General features: G+C 67.8%; 19 protein-coding genes. 15 read left to right on the top strand and 4 right to left on the bottom strand.

What is annotated here, in order from left to right:
• The first annotated feature begins 31 nt into the window (after positions 1 to 31).
• Genes tatA through tatC form a run of 3 tightly spaced genes read left to right on the top strand, consistent with a single transcriptional unit; the run spans position 32 to position 1,536 of the window.
• A complete protein-coding gene (gene tatA / locus IB225_RS17215) occupies positions 32 to 253 on the top strand; it encodes a Sec-independent protein translocase subunit TatA (protein ID WP_192313023.1) in 222 nt (73 codons plus the stop codon).
• A 24-nt stretch (positions 254 to 277) separates the two neighbouring features.
• Positions 278 to 784 (top strand): Sec-independent protein translocase protein TatB, encoded by a 507-nt coding sequence (gene tatB, locus IB225_RS20440; RefSeq protein WP_225584020.1) that lies wholly within the window; start codon positions 278 to 280, stop codon positions 782 to 784.
• Positions 781 to 1,536 (top strand): twin-arginine translocase subunit TatC, encoded by a 756-nt coding sequence (gene tatC / locus IB225_RS17205; protein ID WP_192313020.1) that lies wholly within the window; start codon positions 781 to 783, stop codon positions 1,534 to 1,536. The genes tatB and tatC overlap by 4 nt, the downstream gene beginning before the upstream one ends.
• Before the next feature lie 19 nt (positions 1,537 to 1,555).
• Here the strand turns inward: tatC and IB225_RS17200 are convergent, their stop codons facing one another.
• A complete protein-coding gene (locus tag IB225_RS17200) occupies positions 1,556 to 2,446 on the bottom strand; it encodes a BPSS1780 family membrane protein (protein ID WP_192313017.1) in 891 nt (296 codons plus the stop codon).
• A gap of 30 nt (positions 2,447 to 2,476) precedes the next feature.
• Complete coding sequence (locus tag IB225_RS17195) at positions 2,477 to 3,208, bottom strand: glutamine amidotransferase (protein ID WP_192313014.1); 732 nt, start codon at positions 3,206 to 3,208, stop codon at positions 2,477 to 2,479.
• Positions 3,209 to 3,299: 91 nt separating this feature from the next.
• On the opposite strand from IB225_RS17195, the gene glyQ reads away from it, so the two are divergent.
• The 9 genes from glyQ to IB225_RS17150 all read left to right on the top strand — a co-directional run bounded on the left by glyQ (position 3,300) and on the right by IB225_RS17150 (position 16,770).
• Complete coding sequence (glyQ, locus tag IB225_RS17190) at positions 3,300 to 4,235, top strand: glycine--tRNA ligase subunit alpha (protein WP_192313011.1); 936 nt, start codon at positions 3,300 to 3,302, stop codon at positions 4,233 to 4,235.
• Positions 4,232 to 4,888 (top strand): glutathione S-transferase family protein, encoded by a 657-nt coding sequence (locus tag IB225_RS17185; protein ID WP_192313008.1) that lies wholly within the window; start codon positions 4,232 to 4,234, stop codon positions 4,886 to 4,888. Before glyQ ends, IB225_RS17185 begins: the two co-directional genes overlap by 4 nt.
• Positions 4,889 to 4,890: 2 nt before the next feature.
• Positions 4,891 to 7,059 (top strand): glycine--tRNA ligase subunit beta, encoded by a 2,169-nt coding sequence (gene glyS, locus IB225_RS17180; RefSeq protein ID WP_192313005.1) that lies wholly within the window; start codon positions 4,891 to 4,893, stop codon positions 7,057 to 7,059.
• Between the two features lie 254 nt (positions 7,060 to 7,313).
• Entirely contained in the window at positions 7,314 to 9,098 is a 1,785-nt protein-coding gene (locus IB225_RS17175) for an autotransporter assembly complex family protein (RefSeq protein WP_192313003.1), read from the top strand.
• A complete protein-coding gene (locus IB225_RS17170) occupies positions 9,095 to 12,928 on the top strand; it encodes a translocation/assembly module TamB domain-containing protein (RefSeq protein WP_345776641.1) in 3,834 nt (1,277 codons plus the stop codon). Before IB225_RS17175 ends, IB225_RS17170 begins: the two co-directional genes overlap by 4 nt.
• 2 nt (positions 12,929 to 12,930) lie before the next feature.
• Positions 12,931 to 13,989: a winged helix DNA-binding domain-containing protein gene (locus IB225_RS17165; protein ID WP_192313000.1), complete on the top strand. Its 1,059-nt coding sequence runs from the start codon at positions 12,931 to 12,933 to the stop codon at positions 13,987 to 13,989.
• A 76-nt stretch (positions 13,990 to 14,065) separates the two neighbouring features.
• Positions 14,066 to 16,210 carry a S46 family peptidase gene (locus tag IB225_RS17160; RefSeq protein ID WP_192312997.1) on the top strand — a complete coding sequence of 715 codons (2,145 nt, stop codon included), beginning with the start codon at positions 14,066 to 14,068 and terminating at the stop codon, positions 16,208 to 16,210.
• Positions 16,211 to 16,212: 2 nt separating this feature from the next.
• The gene (locus tag IB225_RS17155) at positions 16,213 to 16,572 is read left to right on the top strand and encodes a DUF2007 domain-containing protein (protein ID WP_192312994.1); all 360 of its coding nucleotides are present in this window, start codon (positions 16,213 to 16,215) and stop codon (positions 16,570 to 16,572) included.
• Between the two features lie 27 nt (positions 16,573 to 16,599).
• On the top strand, positions 16,600 to 16,770 hold the full coding sequence (locus IB225_RS17150) for an oxidoreductase-like domain-containing protein (RefSeq protein ID WP_192313663.1): 171 nt from the start codon (positions 16,600 to 16,602) through the stop codon (positions 16,768 to 16,770).
• Between the two features lie 34 nt (positions 16,771 to 16,804).
• Here IB225_RS17150 and mnmG read toward each other — a convergent pair whose 3' ends face one another.
• Entirely contained in the window at positions 16,805 to 18,694 is a 1,890-nt protein-coding gene (gene mnmG, locus IB225_RS17145; protein ID WP_192312992.1) for a tRNA uridine-5-carboxymethylaminomethyl(34) synthesis enzyme MnmG, read from the bottom strand.
• A gap of 447 nt (positions 18,695 to 19,141) precedes the next feature.
• The gene (locus IB225_RS20655; protein WP_192312989.1) at positions 19,142 to 19,780 is read right to left on the bottom strand and encodes a hypothetical protein; all 639 of its coding nucleotides are present in this window, start codon (positions 19,778 to 19,780) and stop codon (positions 19,142 to 19,144) included.
• Positions 19,781 to 19,917: 137 nt separating this feature from the next.
• On the opposite strand from IB225_RS20655, the gene IB225_RS17135 reads away from it, so the two are divergent.
• From IB225_RS17135 to IB225_RS17125, 3 genes are read left to right on the top strand one after another with little or no spacing between them, the layout of a single operon-like run.
• A complete protein-coding gene (locus IB225_RS17135; RefSeq protein WP_192312986.1) occupies positions 19,918 to 20,880 on the top strand; it encodes a pyridoxal-phosphate dependent enzyme in 963 nt (320 codons plus the stop codon).
• On the top strand, positions 20,877 to 21,485 hold the full coding sequence (locus IB225_RS17130; protein ID WP_192312983.1) for a YdcF family protein: 609 nt from the start codon (positions 20,877 to 20,879) through the stop codon (positions 21,483 to 21,485). The genes IB225_RS17135 and IB225_RS17130 overlap by 4 nt, the downstream gene beginning before the upstream one ends.
• 46 nt (positions 21,486 to 21,531) lie before the next feature.
• Positions 21,532 to 21,969: a ketosteroid isomerase-related protein gene (locus IB225_RS17125; protein ID WP_192312980.1), complete on the top strand. Its 438-nt coding sequence runs from the start codon at positions 21,532 to 21,534 to the stop codon at positions 21,967 to 21,969.
• The last annotated feature ends 30 nt before the right edge of the window (positions 21,970 to 21,999 follow it).

Below are 21,999 nucleotides of genomic sequence, written 5' to 3'. Positions count from 1 at the left end.
CTGAGCGCCCCAACTTTCCTGCGAGCACACCATGGGCGGTTTGAGCATCTGGCATTGGATCATCGTGCTGGTGGTCGTATTGCTCGTCTTCGGCACCAAGCGCCTGCGCAACGCGGGCCAGGACCTGGGCGAAGCGGTCAAGGGCTTCAAGAAGGGCATGAAGGACGACGACAAGCCGGCCGGTCAGCTCAACGACCAGTCGCGCACCGACGAGTCCAGCGCCGCCAAAGAGCGCGACCGCGACGCCACCTGATCCGGCGGGACGTCCGCCGCGACCATGTTCGATATCGGTTTCAGTGAGCTGCTGGTCATCGCGGTCGTCGCGTTGATCGTGCTGGGTCCCGAACGCCTGCCCAAGGCGGCGCGCTTCGCCGGCCTGTGGGTACGCCGTGCACGCGCGCAGTGGTATTCGGTGAAGGACGAACTGGAGCGCGAACTCGCCTCCGAGGAACTGAAGCGCAACCTCAAGGACGCGCAGGATGCGTTGCGCGATACCGAGCAGCGCATCCGCGACAGCGCAAAAGAGACCGAACAGCAATTCGAGGAACTCCGCCAGGCCGCACGCGATGACGCGAAGGCGCTGCACGATGACGTCGAATCGGCCATTACGCCGCCGGCGCTGGCAAAGCCGCCCATCACGGCGCCCGATGCCGAACCGGTGATCGAAGAGGAAGGACGACTCGCCTCGACGACCGACACGCACGAAGACGCCGCGCCGGATCGCACGCATGAAGCCGAGGCCGGCACCACGGCCGATCTGTTTCCGCCGAAGGACGCGCGATGAACCGCGAATCGTCGGAACAGGAAGCCGAAAGCAGCCTGATGGAACACCTGCTGGAACTGCGCACACGACTGATGCGCGGGCTGGCGGGTACCGGCATCATCCTGCTGGCGCTGCTGCCATTCGTACGCCAGCTCTACGACCGCCTCGCACAGCCGCTGATTTCGCAGCTGCCCGCGGGACAAGCCACCCAGATGATCGCCAGTGACCCGACCTCCGGGTTCTTCGCGCCGATCAAGCTGGCGTTCTTCCTCGCCCTGTTCCTGTCGTCACCGTGGTTGCTGTTCCAGGCCTGGAGCTTTGTCGCGCCCGGCCTGTACAAGCACGAGAAGCGGCTGGCGATGCCGCTGCTGGTCTCGGCCATCCTGCTGTTCTATGCCGGCTGCGCGTTCGCGTATTTCCTGGTGCTGCCCAGCGTGTTCCATGCGCTGACGGTGTTCACGCCCGATATCGTGACGCTGGCACCGGACCCGGCGAAGTATCTGGATTTCGTGATGGTGATCTTTCTGGCCTTCGGGGTCAGCTTCGAGCTGCCGGTGGCGCTGGTGATCATGGTGCTGCTGGGCTGGGTAACGCCGCAGCAGCTGCGCGAAGGACGCGGCTACGCGATTGTCGGTGTGTTCGTCATCGCCGCGCTGATCACGCCGCCCGACGTGGTGTCGCAGCTGATGCTCGCCATCCCGATGTGCCTGCTGTACGAGCTGGGCATCATCGCGGCCGGTTGGTTGAAGCCGAAGGAAGCGCCGACCGCGTGATCCCCCGCTTCGGGCGGGATCACACTTCGATGTGGGTCCGCGCGTCGACGGCGATGTCATCGCCGTTGTCAGGCGTCGCGAGCACCATCTGGCGCCACGCGTAATAGGTTGAAGCCACGTAGATCGGCAGCAGGAAAGCCATCACCAGTTGAACGAGCGGCCCCGCAAGGACGCCTGCGCCGATCAACTGCACCGTCGCGATCAGGAGCGTCGCACAGATCGCCACCACCATGCCCCCGATGATGGCCAACAGGTAGAACACCAGCATCGCCGTCCAGTTGCGCGCGCACGCAAGAAAGCTGTTCCGCAGTGCGTCCACCGTGCGTCGCCCGGAGAACACGATCTCGGGCACCACCAGGAAGATCAGCCACAGCATGGCCACGAACAACGCGGGCAACACGACCAGCGTCCAGAACGTCAGTCGGAACACAGGCAGTCCTTGGAGCAGGGTCGGATCGGCCTGCTGGCCCGCTTGCGCGAGCACCGACATCTTCTGTGTCACCGCCATCAGCTCTTCGAGTCCCGAAGGTCCGATCAACAGCGCCAGCGAAAGAAACATGGCGGCGAAAGCACCCAACTGGGGGGCAAGGCTGCTCAGCAGCAGCGCCGGGCCACGACCGTCACGAGCGGGCTGAAGCAGCATCGAGGGCGTCACCGCCCGTCCCTCGTCCAGCTCCCGGATCACCCACATCAGTCCACCCAGGAACAAAGGCTGCGCGACGATCAACACCACCTGCAGAGCAACGCCCAAGGATGGGGCGGCCATGGCGACGAGCCCGGCGATCAGCGCGAGGAACTGCCAGAGCAGCGCCATGCCAATCAGCGGCACCGGCGCCCGCTTCAGCAGCGCAAAGCCCGCCAGCAGCCATTCCGCGCCGGCACTTGCCGGCACCTTGTTGATCGTCGACATCAGGGGTCTCTAGAGGTGTATCGCGGGGGATCAGCGCGCGTGCAGGCCACGCGCATGGCGGACGAACCGCCGCAACAGTTTGCGGGCTTGCGGCGCCGCCGTCACGCTGCGGGCGATGGTGCCCGGGCAGCGGCCTTCGCTGCGCAGGTGGTCGGCGCGGGCATGCACGTAGCCGCGCATGTGGTGGGTGGCGAATTCGGGATGGAACTGGACGCCCCAGGCCCGGTCGCGCCAGCGGAACGCGTGGCAGTCGTCCTGCTCGGAACGCGCCAGCACGGTGGCGCCTTCGGGGGGGCGCGCCACGGTCTGCACGTGGGTGGCGTGCGCGGTGAACTTCAGCGGCAACGCGGAGAACAACGGATCGTCCTGCGCATGCGGATGCAGATCGATGTGGACGGTGCCGGATTCGCGCCCGGCCGGGTTGTAGGCAACTTCGCCCCCCAGGGCGTGCGCCAGCAACTGGTGGCCGTAACAGATGCCCAGCAGCGGCAGCCCTTCGTGGGCGGCGTCGCGCAGCCAGTCGGCGCTGCGCTCGCTCCAGTCGGCGCGGTCAGTGACCATCGCGGCGGAGCCGCTGACGATGACGCCGGCGAAACCTTCGCGCGGCGGCAGCGCATCGCCGCGCTCGACATTGGCCACCACGGTCTCGTCCGCTTCCAGTCCGGCGGCCACGCGGATCCAGTGCGGGAAGCCGCCATAGCGCCGCATCGAGCGCACCGGCTGGCCGGTTTCGACGATGAGGAAAGGGGCTTTCACGGACATATCCACGACGGCGGCGAACGGGCGAAAAGCGGCGGAAGGACAAGGGCTTGCCCGTATACTAGCCCGCTTTTCCGCAGTGCACGATAACGCGATGGCCGGACAAACCATTTCATCGGCAACCACCTTCCAGGGCCTCAGTTTCCAGGCCCTGATCCAGACCCTGAACCAGTACTGGGCCGAACAGGGCTGCGTACTGATCCAGCCGCTGGACCTGGAAGTCGGCGCCGGCACCTTCCACCCGGCCACCTTCCTGCGCGCGCTAGGGCCGGAGCCGTGGAATGCCGCCTACGTGCAGCCCAGCCGCCGTCCCACCGACGGCCGCTACGGCGAAAACCCCAACCGCCTGCAGCGTTACTACCAGTACCAGGTGGTGATGAAGCCCAACCCCGACAACCTGCAGGAGCTGTATCTGGGCTCGCTGAAGGCGCTGGGCATCGATCCGCGCGTGCACGACCTGCGCTTCGTCGAGGACAACTGGGAATCGCCGACCCTCGGCGCCTGGGGCCTGGGCTGGGAAGTCTGGTTGAACGGCATGGAAGTCACCCAGTTCACCTACTTCCAGCAGGCCGGCGGCCTGGAATGCCGCCCGGTGCTGGGCGAGATCACCTATGGCCTCGAGCGCCTCTGCATGTACCTGCAGAACGTCGACAACGTCTACGACCTGGTGTGGACCGTCGGTCCGCAGGGCGTCGTGACCTACGGCGACGTCTACCACCAGAACGAAGTCGAACAGAGCACGTACAACTTCGAACACGCGGACGTCGCCGAGCTGTTCCACCGCTTCGACGCCTGCGAGAAGGAAGCGCTGAAGCTGGTCGAAGCCGGCCTGCCACTGCCCGCTTACGAGCAGGTGACCAAGGCCAGCCACAGTTTCAACCTGCTGGACGCGCGCCGCGCGATCTCTGTCACCGAGCGCCAGCGCTACATCCTGCGCGTGCGCAAGTTGGCGCAGGCCGTCGCCGAGGCGTACCACGCGCAGCGCGAGAAGCTGGGCTTCCCGGGCCTGAAGCGGGACAGCGCCGCGTGATCCTGATCGGCATGTTCGATTCGCCGTTCGTACGGCGCGTCGCCGTGGCGATGGAGCTGCACGGCGTGCCGTTCGAACACCGCGACTGGTCCGTGGGCCGCGACTTCGACCGCATCCGCGAGTACAGCCCGCTAGGTCGCGTGCCGGTGCTGGTGCTGGACGATGGCGAGGCGCTGACCGAATCGGCGGTGATCCTCGACTGGCTGGATGGCCAGGCAACCGATGGTTCGTCACTGCTCCCGCCGCACGGCGCTCAGCGCCGGCAGGCGCTGAAGCTGGTCGGCTATGCGACCGGCGCGGTCGAGAAGGCTTTGCTGCAGGTCATGGAACGCGTGTTCCGCCCCGCCGAAAAAAGCCACCAGCCGTGGCTGGACCGTTGCAACACGCAGATGCGTGGCGCATTGCAGGTACTCGAAGCCGCTTGCGTGGATGCCGGTGACGCCGAATGGCTGATCGGTGATCGCATCGGGCTGGCCGACATCACCCTGGCCTGCTACTGCACGTATGTGCGGGACGCGGTGCCGTTCGAACTCGATGAATTCCCGGCATTGTCCGCGCGCCTGGCGCGCTACGAGACGCTGCCGGTGCTGAAGAAATACTACGTGCCGTTCGATGCGCCGGTGACCGGTGCCGCGGCCCCCGCGAAGGATTGAAGATGAGCCAGACCTCCTCCCTGCTGATCGAACTCGGCACCGAAGAATTGCCGGTCAAGGCGCTGCCCGGCCTGGCACAGGCCTTCTTCGACGGCGTGACCAGCGCGCTGGAAAAGCGCGGCATCGGCTTCGAGCGTGGCGACGCCAAGCCGCTGTACACGCCGCGCCGCCTGGCGGTGCTGCTGCCGGCGGTGGACGTGGAGCAGCCGGAACAGAAGTCCGAAGTGCTGGGCCCGTACCTCAACATCGCGCTGGACGCGAACGGCGCGCCGACCAAGGCGCTGGAAGGCTTCGCCGCCAAGGCCGGCATCGACTGGACGCAGTTGGAGCGCACCACCGACGGCAAGGGCGAGCGCTTCGTCCACCGCGCGGTAAAGCCGGGCGCGAAGACGGCCGACCTGCTGGCCGACATCGTGCGCGAGGCGCTCGCCGGCATGCCGATTCCCAAGCCGATGCGCTGGGGCGACCACGACTATGCGTTCGCGCGTCCGGTGCACTGGCTGGTGCTGTTGCTCGGCAAGGACGTGGTGCCGGCCGAGGTGCTGGGCGTGAGCTCTGACCGCATGAGCCGCGGCCATCGTTTCGAACACGACAAGCCGGTGTGGATCAACAATCCCGACGAGTACGTCATCGCGCTGGAAGGCGCGAAGGTGCTGGTCGATCCCGATGCCCGCCGCGCGCGCATCGTCGATGAAGTGCAGAAGGCCGCAGCGCAGGCCGGCGGCAGCGCGCGCGTCACCGACGACAACCTGGAACAGGTGGTCTGCCTGACCGAATGGCCGGCCGCGGTGCTGTGCAGTTTCGAGTCCGCGTTCCTGGCCGTGCCGCAGGAAGCGCTGATCGAGACCATGGAGATCAATCAGAAGTTCTTCCCGGTGCTGAGCGACGGCGGCAAGCTGACCGAGCACTTCATCGGCATCGCCAACATCCAGTCGCAAGATGTGGCGGAAGTGCGCAAGGGCTACGAGCGCGTGATCCGTCCGCGCTTCGCCGATGCGAAGTTCTTCTTCGACGAGGACCTGAAGCAGGGTCTCGCCTCGATGGGCGACGGTCTGAAGACCGTCACCTACCAGGCCAAGCTGGGCAGCGTGGCCGACAAGGTCGCGCGCGTGGCCGCGCTAGCCGAGACCATCGCCACGCAGGTCGGCGCCGATCCGGCACAGGCGCGCCGCGCCGCGGAACTGGCGAAGAACGACCTGCAGTCGCGCATGGTCAACGAGTTCCCGGAACTGCAGGGCATCGCCGGCCGTCACTACGCCATCGCGGCGGGCGAGCCGAAAGAGATCGCGCTGGCCATCGACGAGGCCTACCAGCCGCGCTTCGCCGGCGACGACATCGCGCTGTCGCCACTGGGCAAGGTGCTCGCGATCGCCGAACGCCTCGATACGCTTGCTGGCGGTTTCGCCGCAGGGCTGAAGCCGACGGGCAACAAGGATCCGTTCGCGTTGCGTCGCAATGCGCTGGGGTTGGCCAGGACGGTGATCGAGAGTGGCTTTAACCTTAGTTTGAAGAGTCTGCTCGATCAGGCATATGAGGCTGTCGCATTTGCCAAGACTCTGGAGAAGAACAAGCAAGCAGAGAAGGCGTCAGAAGACGCTCGTGCGGCAGGTGCCAGCGTGGCCGTCTCGCCGATTGCTGGCAGCACTTCTCACGCCGACGCTCTGGAGATCTACGACTTCATCCTCGACCGCCTGCGCAGCTACTATGCCGACAAGGGTGTGCCGGCCGCACATTTCAACGCGGTCGCGGAACTGAAGCCTGCATCGCTGTACGACTTCGACACGCGCCTGGATGCCATCGGCACGTTCGCGACGCTGCCTGAAGCCGAAGCGCTGGCCGCGGCCAACAAGCGCATCGGCAACATCCTGAAGAAGGCCGACATCGCCATTCCGCATGCGATCGATCGATCGCTGCTGAACGACCCCGCCGAAAGCGCGCTGGCCGAAGCGGTGGAGGCGGTGCTCGGCGAGACCGACGAAGCCCTGCATCACCACGACTACGTGACCGTGCTGAACCACCTCGCGCGCCTGCGCCCGCAGGTCGACGCGTTCTTCGACAGCGTGATGGTCAATGCGGAAGATCCGGCCGTGCGCGCCAACCGACTGGCCCTGCTGAAGCGCCTGGCCGACCGCTTCCGCGCGGTGGCGGCGATCGAGCACCTGTCGAGCTGAGTGAACTGCGTTCCCTTCTTCCCGCGAGCGGGGAGAAGGCGCCCGGAGGGCGGATGAGGGACCGCGCGCTGCACGCCACAGCACGCGGAAATGCCCTGTCTTCGTTCGCCCGTCACCCGCCTTCGGCACCCTCTCCCCGCACGCGGGGCGAGGGACCTTGCTCGCTGCAGTGATCGCTCGTTCTCGTGAACCATCACTCGCTCGAACGGCGCATCCCTTCACCCTGCTTAACCTGCACCGGGTATCCTGCGCGCATGCGTCGAATCCCCCGCCTCGCCACCGCTGTCGTCCTGTTCGCTGCCACCGGCACTGCCTGGGCTGCGGCCATCGTCGACAAGGTGCAGATCGAAGGGCTGGACGACGAGTTGATGGTCGAGAACATCAACGCCGCCCTGTCGTTGAACGACTCGCTGGGCAAGCGGTTGGGCGAATCGCGGCTGGAGTACCTGCTCGGCGAAGCCGTCGCCGAGACGCGCGAAGCGCTGGAACCGTTCGGCTACTACTCACCCACCGTCACCCTGGACGCGCCCCGCAGCGAAGGCGCCGAGGATGAACGGCTGACGGTGACCGTACGCGTCGATCTCGGCGAGCCGGTGCGCGTGCGCCGGCGCGACCTCTCGATCGACGGCGAGGGCGGCGAGGACCGCTACCTGAAGGAAGACCTGGACGCCTTCGCGCCCAAGGTCGGCGACGTGTTCGACCACACCACCTACGAAGCGAGCAAGCTGGCCATCGTGCGGCGCCTCGCGGACCGTGGCTACTTCGACGCCGACTTCACCCATCGCCGCGTCGAGGTCACGCGCGCCGACCACGCCGCCGACATCGCGCTGGGCTGGGTCAGCGGCATCCGCTACGACATGGGGCCGACCACGTTCCACCAGGACAAGTTCGACGCGGGCCTGCTGGACAAGCTGGTGTACTGGGAAGAAGGCAGCTATTTCCACCAGGGCAAGCTGGATCGCCTGCGCGAATCGCTGGTGGGCCTGGACTACTTCTCGAGCATCGACATCCAGGCCAACCCGGACAAGGCCGAGGAAGGCCGTGTGCCGATCGACGTGAAGCTGGAACTGGCCAAGCGCGACATCTACACCGCCGGCCTCAGCTACGGCACCGAGAGCGGCCCGGGTATCCGTTTGGGACTGGACCGCCGCTACGTCAATTCGCGCGGACACAAGCTGTCCACGCACCTGGACTACGCGCAGAAGCGCAAGACGCTGCTGACGCAATACCGCATCCCCGCGTTCAAGTGGCTGGATGGCTGGTTCACCGTCGGCCTGCAGGCCAGCGACGAACAGACCGACTACATCGACCTGCGCCATGTCGAGTTCACCGGCAGCCGCAGCGGCCAGGTCAGCGAGGACTGGACCGCCATCGCGTCGATCCACACGCTGCGCGAGCGCTGGCGCTACGTGGAGAACGACCCGCTGACCGGCCTGCCCGATACCACCGTGCAGTACGCCACCTTCACCTACCCGTCGTTGCGCGCGGACTACACCAACTCGCCGGTCGGCTCGAACCGCCCCGACCAGCTGGCCGGGTCCATCCTGCTGCGTGGCGGCGTGGAAGGCGCGGGCTCGGATGCCAACTTCATGCAGTTCCACATGCGCGCGCGGTGGTCGCAGCAGTACAAGACCAACAGTGCGCTGATCGTGCGCGGCGAGTACGGCCATACGTTCACCAGTTCGCTGGTCGCGATGCCGCCGTCGCTGCGCTTCTTCGCCGGTGGCGACCGCAGCATCCGCGGCTACGCATGGCGCGAAGTCGGCCCGCGTCGCGGCGACTACGCATTGGGCGCGAAGAACGTGCTGACCGGCAGCGTCGAGTACGAGTTCTATCCGAAAGGCGGGCCTTACGGTGGCGCGGTGTTCGTCGACACCGGCAGCGCGTTCGATAGCAGGACGCCTGACCTGAGCACGGGTATCGGCATCGGCCTGCGCTGGCGCTCGCCGGTCGGTCCGGTGCGCCTGGACGTGGCGCACGGCCTGAACGATCCGGATTCCAGTTTCCAGATCTACCTCAACATCGGGACGGATCTGTGAGAAAGCAGAAACTGCCCGACAACCTGACGCCCGAAGAGCGCGACGCCCGCATCGCCGAGTTGCGCGCGCGTCGCAAGGCGCGCATGCGCACGCTGGCGATCCGCAGCGCGATCGGCACCGGTGTGCTGACGGTGCTGTTGTGCATCGGCCTGTACTGGCTGCTGCAGACCGTCGCGGGTCGCGACGTGCTCCTCGCGCAGATCAAGGCACGCCTGCCGGCGGATGCCTCGTTGAGTTACCGCGAGGCGGAAGGTCCCATCGCCGGCCCGCTGACGTTGCGTGGCGTGGACTTCCGCTGGGACAAGATCCACTTCACCGCCGACGAGGTCTACCTGGAGCCGGACCTGCGGCCGCTGCTCGGCAAGCGCCTGCGGCTGGACGTGCTGAAGCTGCGCGGCGCGATGCTCGACGTGCCCGAGAGCGACGAACCGTTCGAACTGCCGCACTGGCCCGACCTGTTGCCACAGATCGAGATGCCGCTCGCCATCCAGGCCGACAAGCTGGAAATCGATCGCTTCCTGGTCCGCCAGAGCGGCCAACCGGTGATCGACATCGCTCGCGCCAGCGGCGGCATCGACATCGGCAATGGCTACGTGATCGCCGAGAAGCTGGCCATCGCCAGCGATCGCGGCGCATTCGGCGTGCACGGCACCTATACGCCCAGCGACAACTACAAGACCGACCTCAGCATCACGGCCGTGTTCCCGGCCGCGGCGGGCCGCACGCCGGCACGCCTGGGGCTGGTCGCGCGCGGCAACCGCGCGCGCATGGCCGTGGGCCTGGCGGGTGCCGCGCCGGCACCGGTGCGCGCCACGCTCGATCTGCGTGGCGAGACCAAGCCGACGTGGAACCTGGCGGCGAAAACCGAAGCGCTGGACCTGTCGCTGCTGGGCGTGATGGAAAGCAGCACGCCGGTGGCGTTCGACCTGGTCGCCAAGGGCGCCGGCGGTGCCGCCGATCTGCAGGGCACGGTGCAGCAGGGCGATATCGCGATCGTCATCGAGCCTTCGCATGCGCGCATCGATGGCGAAGTGCTGACGGTGGAGCCGCTGGCGATCCGCGCGTTCGACGGCTATGCGTCGCTGCGCGGCCGTGCGGACTTCACCGTGCCCGAGAATCCCGAGTTTCGTTTCGCAGTGAACGCGCGCAACCTGCGCTGGGGCACCGAGGCCGACAGCATGATCGGCGCCGAGGGCGACTTCGGCGTGGCGGGCAAGCTGGAAGCCTGGGCCGCGATCGGCAAGGCGACGCTGACGCGCGGCGACGACAGCGCCGTGCTGGAGTTCGATGGCCGCGGCAACGGCGAACGCGTGCAGCTGGAGAAGCTGCAGGCCAGCATGCCCACCGGCACGCTCAACGCCACCGGCACCGTCGGCTGGTCGCCGGTGCTCGACTGGGACATCACCGCCACGCTGGCCGGCTTCGATCCGGGCTATTTCGCCGCAGGATGGAAAGGCAATATCTCCGGCGAGCTGGCTTCGAAGGGACAGCAGCGCGAGGACGGCCTATTCAAGGGCACACTGGACATACCAAAACTCAGCGGTCGCCTGCGTGATCGCCCGCTGGACGCGCGCGGTACGTTCGCACTGGACGGCAACAACGGCGAAGGCGACCTCGCCCTGTCGCTCGGCGGCAGCCGCGTCACCGCGAAGGGCAAGGTCGGCGACACGCTCGACGTGGATGCCGCCTTCCGTCCGCTCAACCTGGCGGACCTGCTGCCCGAAGCCAGCGGCACGCTCGCCGGCACGGTCAACCTCACCGGCGCACGCAATGCGCCGAACATCGACGCCGATCTCGGCGGCGAGAACCTGCGCTGGAACGACTGGAGCGCCGGCGCGCTCAGCCTGCGCGGGCGGCTGCCGTGGCGTGGCGGCAATGGCGACCTCGCGCTGCAGGGCAGCGCCGTGGATGTCGGCACCGTGCTGGACAGCGTGACCGTCAACGCGCGCGGCGCCGTGGAAGACCTGCGCTTCGACGGCGATGCGCGCAACGCGATGGGCGCGGTCGCGCTGTCGGGCACGGCGGAGAAGCGCGGTGCCAACTGGCAGGGCACGCTGGACGCGCTGCGCATCGCGCCGTCGAAGGGCAATCCGTGGACGCTGCGGCAGCCCGCGCGCTTCGCGCAGAACGGTGCCAACTGGACGCTGTCGGAGAGCTGCCTAGCGTCGGACATCGGTGGCGCCCTGTGCGCGAATGCCAACTGGCCACGCGAAGGACTGGAAGTCCGCGGCGACGCCTTGTCGCTGGCGCTGGTGCAGCCGTGGCTGCCGCCCAGCGATGGCCGCCCGCTGACGCTGCGCGGCGAGTTCACGCTGGACGCCAGACTGCGCCCCGCCGGCAACGCCTGGCAGGGCGAAGTGCACCTGGCCTCGCTCGATGGCGGCCTGAAGATGGGCACGACCGCGCGCGGCGAGATCATCCGCTACGACAACTTCACCCTCGACGTGGACTTCACCCCGCAGCGCATCCAGGGCCGCCTGGGCACCGGCTTCAAGGGCGACGGTTACGTCGACGCCACCTTCAACACCGGCTGGGATGCGTTCGCGCCACTGAAGGGCGACCTGTACTTCCACAACTCGCGCCTGTTCTGGCTGGAACTGTTCTCGCCCGACCTGGTGCGTCCGCAAGGCAAGCTGGCCGGCCACATCGGCGTTGCCGGCACGCGTGGCCATCCGCTGCTGAGCGGCGAGGCCACGCTGACCGAATTCACCGGCGAACTGCCGGCCCTGGGCGTGTCGCTGACCGATGGCGGCGCGGAACTGGTTGCCCTGTCCGACGGCAGCGCGCGTATCGATGGCAGCATGAAGACCGTGTCGTCCACGGGCGGCACCGGCACCGGCGGCGTGCTCAACGTGGCCGGCACGCTGGGCTGGAACAACGACACCACGCCGCTGCAGTTCCAGGTGCGCGGCGACAACGTGCTGGTCTCCGACACCACCGACCTGCGCGCGGTCGCCTCGCCGAACATCCAGGTGGGCTTCGCCGACAACACCATTCAGGTGCGCGGCGAAGTCGGCATCCCGTCCGCCACGATCGACGTGGAGAAACTCGACGACGGCGTCTCCGCCTCGGAAGACGTGGTCGTCCTCGATCCTGTCGATCCCGAGCGTGCGCCGAGTTCGCGCCTGGACCTGGACCTCGCGCTCAAGGTCGGCGACCAGGTCAACCTGAAGGGCTACGGTCTGGAAGGCACGCTGGCCGGCACCCTGCACGTGCGCTCGCAGCCCGGCCGCGAAATGCTGGGCACCGGCCGGCTGGACGTGGACGGCCGTTACGAGGCCTACGGCCAGAAGCTGCGCATCACCCGCGGCGAGCTGACGTGGAGCAACAACGCCGTGTCCGATCCGCGCATCAACATCCGCGCCGAACGCGAAGTGGTCAGCGCCAGCGTCACGGCCGGCATCGACGTCACCGGCCGTGCCAGCCAGCCGCGCGCACGCGTGTGGTCGAACCCGGCGATGTCCGAGTCCGAAGCGCTCGCCTACCTGGTGCTGGGCCGCTCGCTCAACACGGCCAGCAGCGACGAAAGCCAACGCATCAATGCGGCCTCGTCGGCGCTCGGCGCCGGTGCCGGCCTGCTGGCGTCGCAGCTCGGCGCGAAGATCGGCCTGGATGACGCCGGCGTGCTGGAATCGCGCACGCTGGGCGGCTCGGTGTTTGGCGTGGGCAAGTACCTGTCGCCGAAGCTTTACGTCAGCTACGGCGTGTCGATGGTCGGTTCGGGTTCGGCGGTCACGCTGAAGTACCTGCTGCGCAAGGGCTTCGACATGGAAATCGAATCGAGCACCACCGAGACGCGCGGCTCGATCAACTGGCGCAAGGAAAAATAGGCGTGCTGCCGTCGCTGACGGCACGACGCCTGGCCTGCCAGGGCATCGCCGCGCCACTGGCAACCGATCCCGCCGCCGCAGTGCGGCACATGGCGGCGATGCAGGCGCAGGACTACCACGCCGCGTTGTGGGCCGTCGGCCTGCGCAGCGACGGCGCGACGCTGGCCACGGTCGAGGACGCGATCGCTCGCGGCGAAATCGTGCGCACCTGGCCGATGCGCGGCACGCTGCACTTGGTCGCCCGCGATGACGTGCGCTGGATGGTGGCGCTGCTGGCGCCGCGCGTGCAGGCCGCGAATGCCGCGCGCCTGGCGCGCGACCTGGACCTGGATGCCGCGACACTGGCACGCGGCCAGCGCGTGATCGAGCAGGCGCTGGACGCCGGTGTGCCGGTCACGCGATCCGAACTGTACCTGCGCATGGAAGCCGCCGGTATCGCCAGCGCCAACCAGCGCGGCCTGCACCTGCTCAACTGGCTGGCACACGAAAGCGTGATCTGCCAGGGGCCCCGACAGGGCAAGCAACCGACCTTCGTGCTGATGGACGCCTGGGTGCCGGCAAGCGCAGCGCTCGCACGCGACGAAGCGCTGCATCGGCTGGCGCTGCGCTATCTGCAAGGCCACGGACCCGCGACCGCCGCCGATCTCGCGTGGTGGTCGGGACTGACGCAGAAGGATGCGCAACGGGCACTGGCGTCCGCATCCTCGATGCTTGAGCAGGAAACGCACGACGGCACGACATGGTGGTGGCGTGCCGATGCGCCTGCACCCACACGATCGCGCGCCATGCACCTGCTGCCCGCGTTCGACGAGTACGTGATCGGCTATCGCGACCGCGCGCCGGTGCTGGATCCCGCGCAGACGCGACGCGTGATCGGCGCGAACGGCCTGGTCGCGGCGACCGCGGTCATCGGCGGTCGCATCGCAGCGACATGGAAGCGCGATGCCGCCAGCGGGAGCGGCATCGTCCTGGTGCCGCTGCGACCGCTCGGCGACGCCGAGGACGCGGGTCTCCATCGCGCGGCACAGCGCCTGCAGCGCTTCCTGGGTGACGCGCGCTGACGACGCAGCAGATGCAGTCATTGCCGTGCATGGACGGGGCCGATATCGTCGCAGTCTGTTCTGCCGGATCCCGATCATGCGCCGCCGACTGTCGACCCCTGCCCTCGCCCTGGGCGTTGCCCTGTCCCTGCCCGCCCACGCCGATGAAGGCATGTGGATGCCGTCGCAACTGCCGCAGCTGGCCAAGACGCTGCGCGATGCCGGCTTCAAGGGCGACCCGAAAACGCTGGCCGACGTCACCGCCGCACCGCTGAGCGCCGTGGTCCGCGCCGGCGGCGGCACCGGCGCCTTCGTCTCGCCGGACGGGCTGATCCTGACCAATCACCACGTCGCCTACGGCGTGATCCAGTACAACAGCAAGCCCGCGCACAACCTGATCGACGACGGTTTCATCGCCGCCGATCGCGCCGGCGAACTGTCGGCGAATCCGGATTTCCGCGTCCTGGTGACGGTCGGCTACGACAAGGTCACCGATACCGTGCTGAAAGAAACCGCCGGCAAGACCGGACGCGACTATTTCGATGCGGTCGATCGCGCCAGCAAGGCCATCGTCGCCGACTGCGAAGCCAAGGGTGGCGTGCGTTGCAGCGTCGCCAACATGTACTACGGCACCGACTTCTACCGCATCACCCAACTGGAGCTGCGCGACATCCGTCTCGTCTATGCACCGCCGCGCGCGATCGGCAACTACGGCGACGAAATCGACAACTTCATGTGGCCGCGCCATACCGGCGACTTCACCCTGCTGCGCGCCTACGTCGGCAAGGACGGCAAGCCGGCCCCCTACAGTCCGGACAACGTGCCGTACGCCGCCCCGTCCCATCTCGCGTTCGCAAAGGACGGCCCCAAGGCGGGCGACTACGCGATGCTCGCCGGTTATCCGGGCGTGACCTACCGTCACCGCACTGCCGCCGAGTTCGACGAGCAGGTCAACTGGACGCTGCCGACGCGCGTGGCGGTGTTCGATCAGCTGATCGACGTCGTCGAAGCCGCGGGCGAAAAGAACGCTGATGCGAAGACCCGTTACGCCGCGCAGCTGCAGTCGCTGAAGAACCAGCGCAAGCGCGCCGCCGGTGAACTGGAGGGGCTTCGCCGCAGTGACGCGGTGCGTGTCCGCGCCGATGACGAGCGTGGGATGCTGGCGACACCCGGCGCGGCGAAGGAGCGTGGTGACATTGATGCGCTGATGGCGGTCATCGCACGCGGTTCGGCAGTGCGCGAACGCGAGGTGCTGCTGAACCTGTTCGGCGCGCAATCGCAACTGATGCGCACGGCGATCACGCTGGAACGCTTGCGCGTGGAGTCCGCCAAGCCCGACGCCGAGCGCGAGAGCGGCTTCCAGGCACGCGACCACGCCATGATCGAAGGCATCCTCAAGCAGGTGCAGCGCCGCTACGCGCCTGATGTGGAAAAAGCGCTGCTCACGGTCCTGCTGACCCGCTACCAGCAGTTGCCGGACGGGCAGCGCCTGCCCGCGTTCGACGCGGCGTTCGGCCGCACACCCGCTGCGCTGAAGCAGGCCCTCGATACGCTGTACGCGGGCACGAAACTCGGCGATGAAGCCGAGCGTCTGTCGCGCTTCGCGGCGGCGCGCGAAGGCAAAGCGCTCGCTGCCGACCCGTTGATCGACCTGGCCGCGAAGCTCGTTCCCACGCAGCTGACGCTTGAGCAGGAGCGCAAGACGCGCGAGGGCGAACAGCTGCGCCTGCGCCCCGCCTACATGCGCGCCCTGTTCGCCTGGCGCACGCAGCAGGGCCGCGCCCTGTACCCGGACGCCAACGGCACGTTGCGCGTGAGCTTCGGCAAGGTCGACGGCTTCTCACCGCGCGACGGCGTGCAGTACACGCCGGTGACGACCGTGGCCGGCATCGTCGAGAAGAACACCGGCACGGTACCGTTCGATGCACCGAAGCCTCTGCTCGACGCCATCGCGAAAGGCGACTTCGCCGGCACCGAGGACCCCGCGCTGAAGACGCAGACGGTCAACTTCCTGACCAACCTGGACACCACCGGCGGCAACTCCGGTTCGCCGGTGCTCAACGCACGCGGCGAACTGATTGGCCTGAACTTCGACAGCAACTGGGAATCCGTCAGCGCCAGCTGGATGTTCGATCCGCGCTACAAGCGCGCCGTCCACGTGGACATGCGCTACCTGCGCTGGCTGATGGGCAAGGTCTATCCGGCGCCGCATCTGCTGGAAGAGATGGGCGTCGCCCGCTGAGCATGTTCGTCACCGTCGCCAGCTTCCTCGATCCGCTCGAAGCCCGCATCGTGCACGGACGCCTGACGGCCGAAGGCATTGACGCCTACTTGGCCGACGAACAGCAGGCGATCAACGACTGGTACATGCGCCAGGCGCTCGGCGGCGTGAAAATCCGCGTCCTGCGCGAGCAGACGGAAGAGGCGTGCACGTTGATCGTGCAACTGGCCCAAGGTGCGTTGGCGCTGGAGGACGAAACCGCCGACCCATCGGCCGTGATGGCTGCGCCTGCTGATTCGTTGTCGCAGCGGATGGCCTTCCTGGGTTTCTTCGCGCTGGGTCTTCCCCTGCCATTGCGTCGGCGACGCCCGAAAGCCGACTGACCGTCCGCAGGCAACGACGTGAATACCCTGTCCATCCCTGACAACGATCCGCGTCCGATCGCACCCGAGCCGCCGCTGCCCAGCGACTGCTGCAACAGCGGCTGCCCGATCTGCGTGCACGACCTGTACGCGGAACAGTTGCAGCACTATCGCGAGCAGCTGGCGGCGTGGGAGATGCGGCATCCCGTCATCGAGTGACCGCTCGTCGTAGGAGCGACCGCATCCTGCCGCCCTAAGCCACCCGCGTGCGCCGCGCGCGCTCCAGGTGCACCAGCAGCAGCGAGATGGCAGCCGGCGTCATGCCGGGGATGCGCTGGGCCTGGCCGATGGTTTCGGGCTGCACGCGGTCGAGCTTCTGCTGCACTTCGGCCGACAGGCCGCGCACGCTGGCGAAATCGAAGCCGGCCGGGATCGGCGTGGATTCGTTACGCTGCTGGCGTTCGATCTCGTCGCGCTGGCGATCGAGATAACCGGCGTATTTCACCCCGATCTCGACCTGCTCCGCTACTTGCGCATCGTCCACACCGGGACCGATCGACGGCACGGCGACCAGCTTCGCGTAATCCAGCTCCGGGCGCTTGATCAGGTCGAGCACGTTGGTCTCGCGGCTGACGTGCACGCCGAGCGTGTCGGCGACCTCGCGGCCCAGCGCGTTCGCGGGCGTGGCCCACAGCGCGCGCAGGCGGCCGGTCTCGCGCGCGATCGCTTCACGCTTGGCCTCGAAGCGCTGCCAGCGCGTGTCATCGACCAGGCCCAGCGTACGGCCGGTTTCGGTCAGGCGTAGATCCGCATTGTCCTCGCGCAGCTGCAGGCGGTATTCGGCGCGGCTGGTGAACATGCGGTACGGCTCCTTGGTGCCATGCGTGATCAGGTCGTCGACCAGCACGCCGAGATAGGCCTCGTCGCGACGCGGCGACCATGCCTCCTTCTGCTGCACGAAACGCGCGGCATTCAGGCCGGCGAGCAGACCCTGCGCCGCGGCCTCTTCGTAACCCGTGGTGCCGTTGATCTGGCCAGCGAAGAACAGGCCGGCGACCGCCTTCGTTTCCAGCGACGCCTTCAGCCCGCGCGGATCGAAGAAGTCGTACTCGATGGCATAACCGGGGCGCGTGATGTGCGCGTGCTCCATGCCGCGGATGCTGCGCACCAACGCCAGCTGCACGTCGAACGGCAGCGAGGTGGAAATGCCGTTCGGATAGATCTCGGCGACGTCGAGGCCTTCCGGTTCGACGAAGATCTGATGGCTGGCCTTCTCGGCGAAACGCACCACCTTGTCCTCGATGGACGGGCAGTAGCGCGGGCCGATGCCTTCGATCTGGCCGGAGTACATCGGCGAGCGGTGCAGCGCGCCGCGGATGATCTCGTGCGTCTGCTCGCTGGTGTGGGTGATCCAGCACGACACCTGGCGCGGATGGTCGGCCACGCTGCCCATGAACGACATCACCGGCAACGGATCGTCGCCGGGCTGCTCTTCCATCACCAAATAATCGAGCGAACGTCCGTCGATGCGCGGCGGCGTGCCGGTCTTCAGGCGATCGACGACGAAGGCGCCCTCGCGCAACCGCTGCGCGAGCGCGGTCGCCGGCGGGTCGCCGGCGCGACCGGCGGCGTACTGCGTCTCGCCGACATGGATCTTGCCGGCGAGGAACGTACCCGCCGTCAGTACGACGGCGGGCGCATGGAACGTCAGGCCGGTCTGGGTGACCGCACCACGAACAGTGTTGTTCTCGATGACCAGGTCATCGACGGCGGCCTGGAACAGGGTGAGGTTCGACTGCGCTTCAACGGCACGACGGATCGCGCTGCGGTACAGCGCGCGGTCGGCCTGGCAACGCGTGGCGCGTACGGCCGGCCCCTTCGATGCATTGAGCGTGCGCCACTGGATGCCGGCACGATCGGCCGCCCAGGCCATCACGCCACCCAGCGCATCGATCTCCTTCACCAGGTGACCCTTGCCGATGCCGCCGATGGCCGGGTTGCAGCTCATCGCGCCCACCGTCTCCACGTTGTGCGTCAACAGCAGCGTGCGGGCGCCCGCACGCGCGGAGGCGAGCGCGGCCTCGGTGCCGGCATGGCCGCCGCCGATGATGATGACGTCGTAGTGGTGGAAGCTGGAGCTCATGGTCTGGGTTCGGTAACGAAGGCCGGTGGGCGTCGGGGCCGGTGCGGAACGTCGCGATCCGCACGGCGACCCGGCAAAGTTGGCACGCTTCCTGCTCTATTCCCATGCACCCGTCGTGGCAAGCGACCAGGGGCGCCGGGTTGGTAATTGGAACAGGGGCCAGCCATGCGCACGCCGGGGATGCCGGGGGCCGGTAGTCGGGGGACTACCGGCCCCTTTTTTATGCGCGCAGGATACCAGAGCAAGAAAAAAGCCCGGCAAAGCCGGGCTTTTTGTTAGGCGCCGACGCCCGATGGGGCCGGAACAGGGGGGATCCAGATTTCCCCACCGGACGTCGACATTGAACCTTTAATTGCCGCTTACGTCAGAAAGCGACGCAACCGGTCAACCAAGGTTCGCAGCCGTGTCAGCGGCAGGGGACGGGCGACGGACGGTCCATCGGCCGGATCACCGTTCCTGCTGGCGCGTCCCGCGGTCGTCACGCGGCGCGGGACGCGGCGGGGGTGCCGAGCGCTCTGCGCGGGGTGTCGGGGCCTGACGCTCCATGCGCGGCGGCGGCGGGGCCTGACGCTCCATGGTGCGGGGCCGCTCGACCGACCGCGGCATCGACGGCGACTGCGTCACGCGTGGCGGACGGTAACCGCCCTCACCCACGCGGGGCTGGCTGGGCGACGGCGTGGCCTGACCAGGCCGGCCTGGCACCATGGGTTGTGAGCCCCCCTCGTGCCAGCGACCGGTCGAGTCGCGCCACGTGGGGGGCCGATTGCCACCCCCGGTCGGCGGCGGCTTGGGCGGGGGGTTGTGGTCGTCCGGGCGCGGGGGACGCGGTGGGCGCGGCGGGTAATAGGGGTAGTGCGGGCCGTAATAGCCGTAGTACGGGTAGCTGTAATAGCCGCCGTAACCGCTGCCGTAGTAGCCGCCATACCCGCCACCGCCGTAGTAGCCGCCGTAGGGATCGTAGTACTGCGTGCTGGGCCGGCCATGGTAGTAGCCGCCTGGCGCGGTATCGCCGACGTAGTCGTAGGTCGCGCAGCCCCCCAAGGTGAGGCTGGCGAAGGCGATGGTCAAAAGAGATGAGCGCTTCATGGCGGAACCCCCGTTACTCTGCCATCGCAGCATCGGCCCGAGGCTTTGAATCCGTGCTTAACCCTGCCGGTATCACGAACAAGGCGAAGCGCCCGCTGGCTGAGGTTCAGCGCCGGACGATGCGCTAACCTTTCCGCATGCCGATGCCCCTGCCCACCTTCGACGACGTTCTCGCCGCCGCCGCCCGTATCGCCCCCCACGCTCATGCCACCCCCGTCCTGCGCTCCCGCGCACTGGACGCGCTGGCCGGCTGCCAGCTCCATTTCAAGGCGGAACCCCTGCAGAGGACCGGCGCGTTCAAGTTCCGGGGGGCCTGCAATGCGGTCTGGGCACTGGAGGACGCCATGGCCGCCCGGGGCGTGGTGACGCATTCATCGGGCAACCACGGCGCCGCGCTGGCCCTGGCGGCACGCACGCGCCGCATTGCCTGCCACGTGGTGGTGCCGGAAGGCGCTAACGCCGCCAAACTCGCCAACATCGTCCGCTATGGCGCGCAATTGCATACGTGCGCGGCGACCATCGCGGCCCGCGAGACGACCGCCGCCCAAGTGCAGGCCGACACCGGCGCCACCCTGATCCACCCCTACACCCATCCGCACGTGATCGCGGGCCAGGGTACGGCCGCCCTGGAGCTGCTGAACGCGCAAGGTCCGCTGGATGTCGTGGTCGCCCCGGTCGGCGGCGGCGGGCTGCTGGCGGGCACCGCGATTGCGGCAGCCGCGACGGCGCCCGGCTGTCGCATCGTCGGCGCGGAGCCCGAGGGGGCGGATGACACTGCCCGCTCACTGGCCGCCGGCGAACGCCGCATCGACTTCGTGCCCGATACGGTCTGCGATGGACTGCGCGGCACGCTGGGCGAACCGAACTTCGAACTGTTGCGCGCGCACCGGGTGGAGGTGGTCACCGTCCCCGACGCCGGCACGCTCGACGCGATGCGCCTGCTCTGGCAGTGCCTGAAACTGCTGGTCGAACCCTCCTCCGCGGTCGCGCTGGCGGCGATCCTGCAACAACGCGAACGCTTCGCGGGGCAACGCATCGGCGTAGTGCTGTCCGGCGGCAATGTCGATCTCGACGCGCTGCCGTGGGAGCGCGCGGCATGAACACGCGCAGGAAGAAATCCAGGCGTGGCATCGCGGGTTGGGCGTGGCGGTTGCTGCTGCTCGTGCTGCTGTGGCTGACCGGCGTGGCGGCCTACATCATCTGGGTGGGCCAACGCGATGACGCCGTGCCGTCCGACGCCATCATCGTGCTCGGTGCCGCCGCCTATGACGCCAAACCGTCGCCCGTGTTCGAAGAGCGCATCCGCCATGGCATCGACCTGTACAAGCGCGGCCTGGCACCCACGCTGATCTTCACCGGTGGCTACGGCGGCACCGGCGCGCGGTTCTCCGAGTCGCAGGTCGCGCGTCGCTACGCGCTGCGCCAGGGCGTGCCGGACAAGGCCATCCTGATCGAATCGCTGTCGCGCAACACGCACGACAACCTGCGGCAGGCACGGACGCTGATGCAGCAGCACAAGCTGGACAGCGTCATCATCGTCAGCGATCCGCTGCACATGGCGCGCGCGCTGCGGATCAGTCGCGATCTCGGTATCCGTTCGGTCGGTTCGCCCACGCCGACCAGCCGCTTCCGCAGCTTCGCCACGCGCTGGCGCTTCCTGTTGCAGGAAGTCTATTTCTTCCACCGCGACCGGCTGCCGCGCTGATGGCGTGGCGTATGATCGCGGCGTCCCCCACCCCACGGGAATCCGCATGAAGATCGACGGCACGCGCCGGCAGGACCGCGCCACCGAGCTCGTCCTCAACTATTACGCCGCGTTCAACCGGGGCGACTGGGAAGGCATGCTGGCCATGCTGACCGACGACGTGGTGCACGACCTCAACCAGGGCGCGCGCGAGACCGGCCGCGAAGCCTTCGCGACCTTCCTCGGACGCATGAACGCGAGTTACCGCGAGCAGCTGCGCGACATCGTGGTGCTGGTCACGCAGGACGGCCAGCACGCGGCGGCCGAATACGTGGTGCATGGCGAGTACCACCACACCGACGAGGGGCTGCCACCGGCGAACGGACAGACCTATGTCCTCCCGGGCGGCGCCTTCTTCGACATCCGCGACGACCGCATCGCACGCGTCACGAATTACTACAACCTGCAGGACTGGATCCGCCAGGTCAGCGGCGAGAGCCCCTGAGCCGTCGCCACGCATCACGGGCCGCAGCGA

Source organism: Pseudoxanthomonas sp. PXM02 (assembly GCF_014851805.1).
Taxonomy (GTDB): Bacteria; Pseudomonadota; Gammaproteobacteria; order Xanthomonadales; family Xanthomonadaceae; genus Pseudoxanthomonas_A.
This window is presented reverse-complemented; position numbering and strand designations above follow the sequence as displayed.

Excerpts from the sequence above, each read along its gene's own strand:
- IB225_RS20655 (WP_192312989.1), bottom strand. The coding sequence starts at position 19,780 with ATGAAGCGCTCATCTCTTTTGACCATCGCCTTCGCCAGCCTCACCTTG.
- tatB (WP_225584020.1), top strand. The coding sequence starts at position 278 with ATGTTCGATATCGGTTTCAGTGAGCTGCTGGTCATCGCGGTCGTCGCG.
- glyQ (WP_192313011.1), top strand. The coding sequence starts at position 3,300 with ATGGCCGGACAAACCATTTCATCGGCAACCACCTTCCAGGGCCTCAGT.
- IB225_RS17135 (WP_192312986.1), top strand. The coding sequence starts at position 19,918 with ATGCCGATGCCCCTGCCCACCTTCGACGACGTTCTCGCCGCCGCCGCC.
- IB225_RS17195 (WP_192313014.1), bottom strand. The coding sequence starts at position 3,208 with ATGTCCGTGAAAGCCCCTTTCCTCATCGTCGAAACCGGCCAGCCGGTG.
- IB225_RS17155 (WP_192312994.1), top strand. The coding sequence starts at position 16,213 with ATGTTCGTCACCGTCGCCAGCTTCCTCGATCCGCTCGAAGCCCGCATC.
- IB225_RS17160 (WP_192312997.1), top strand. The coding sequence starts at position 14,066 with ATGCGCCGCCGACTGTCGACCCCTGCCCTCGCCCTGGGCGTTGCCCTG.
- IB225_RS17175 (WP_192313003.1), top strand. The coding sequence starts at position 7,314 with ATGCGTCGAATCCCCCGCCTCGCCACCGCTGTCGTCCTGTTCGCTGCC.
- tatA (WP_192313023.1), top strand. The coding sequence starts at position 32 with ATGGGCGGTTTGAGCATCTGGCATTGGATCATCGTGCTGGTGGTCGTA.
- glyS (WP_192313005.1), top strand. The coding sequence starts at position 4,891 with ATGAGCCAGACCTCCTCCCTGCTGATCGAACTCGGCACCGAAGAATTG.
- tatC (WP_192313020.1), top strand. The coding sequence starts at position 781 with ATGAACCGCGAATCGTCGGAACAGGAAGCCGAAAGCAGCCTGATGGAA.
- IB225_RS17125 (WP_192312980.1), top strand. The coding sequence starts at position 21,532 with ATGAAGATCGACGGCACGCGCCGGCAGGACCGCGCCACCGAGCTCGTC.
- IB225_RS17200 (WP_192313017.1), bottom strand. The coding sequence starts at position 2,446 with ATGTCGACGATCAACAAGGTGCCGGCAAGTGCCGGCGCGGAATGGCTG.
- mnmG (WP_192312992.1), bottom strand. The coding sequence starts at position 18,694 with ATGAGCTCCAGCTTCCACCACTACGACGTCATCATCATCGGCGGCGGC.
- IB225_RS17130 (WP_192312983.1), top strand. The coding sequence starts at position 20,877 with ATGAACACGCGCAGGAAGAAATCCAGGCGTGGCATCGCGGGTTGGGCG.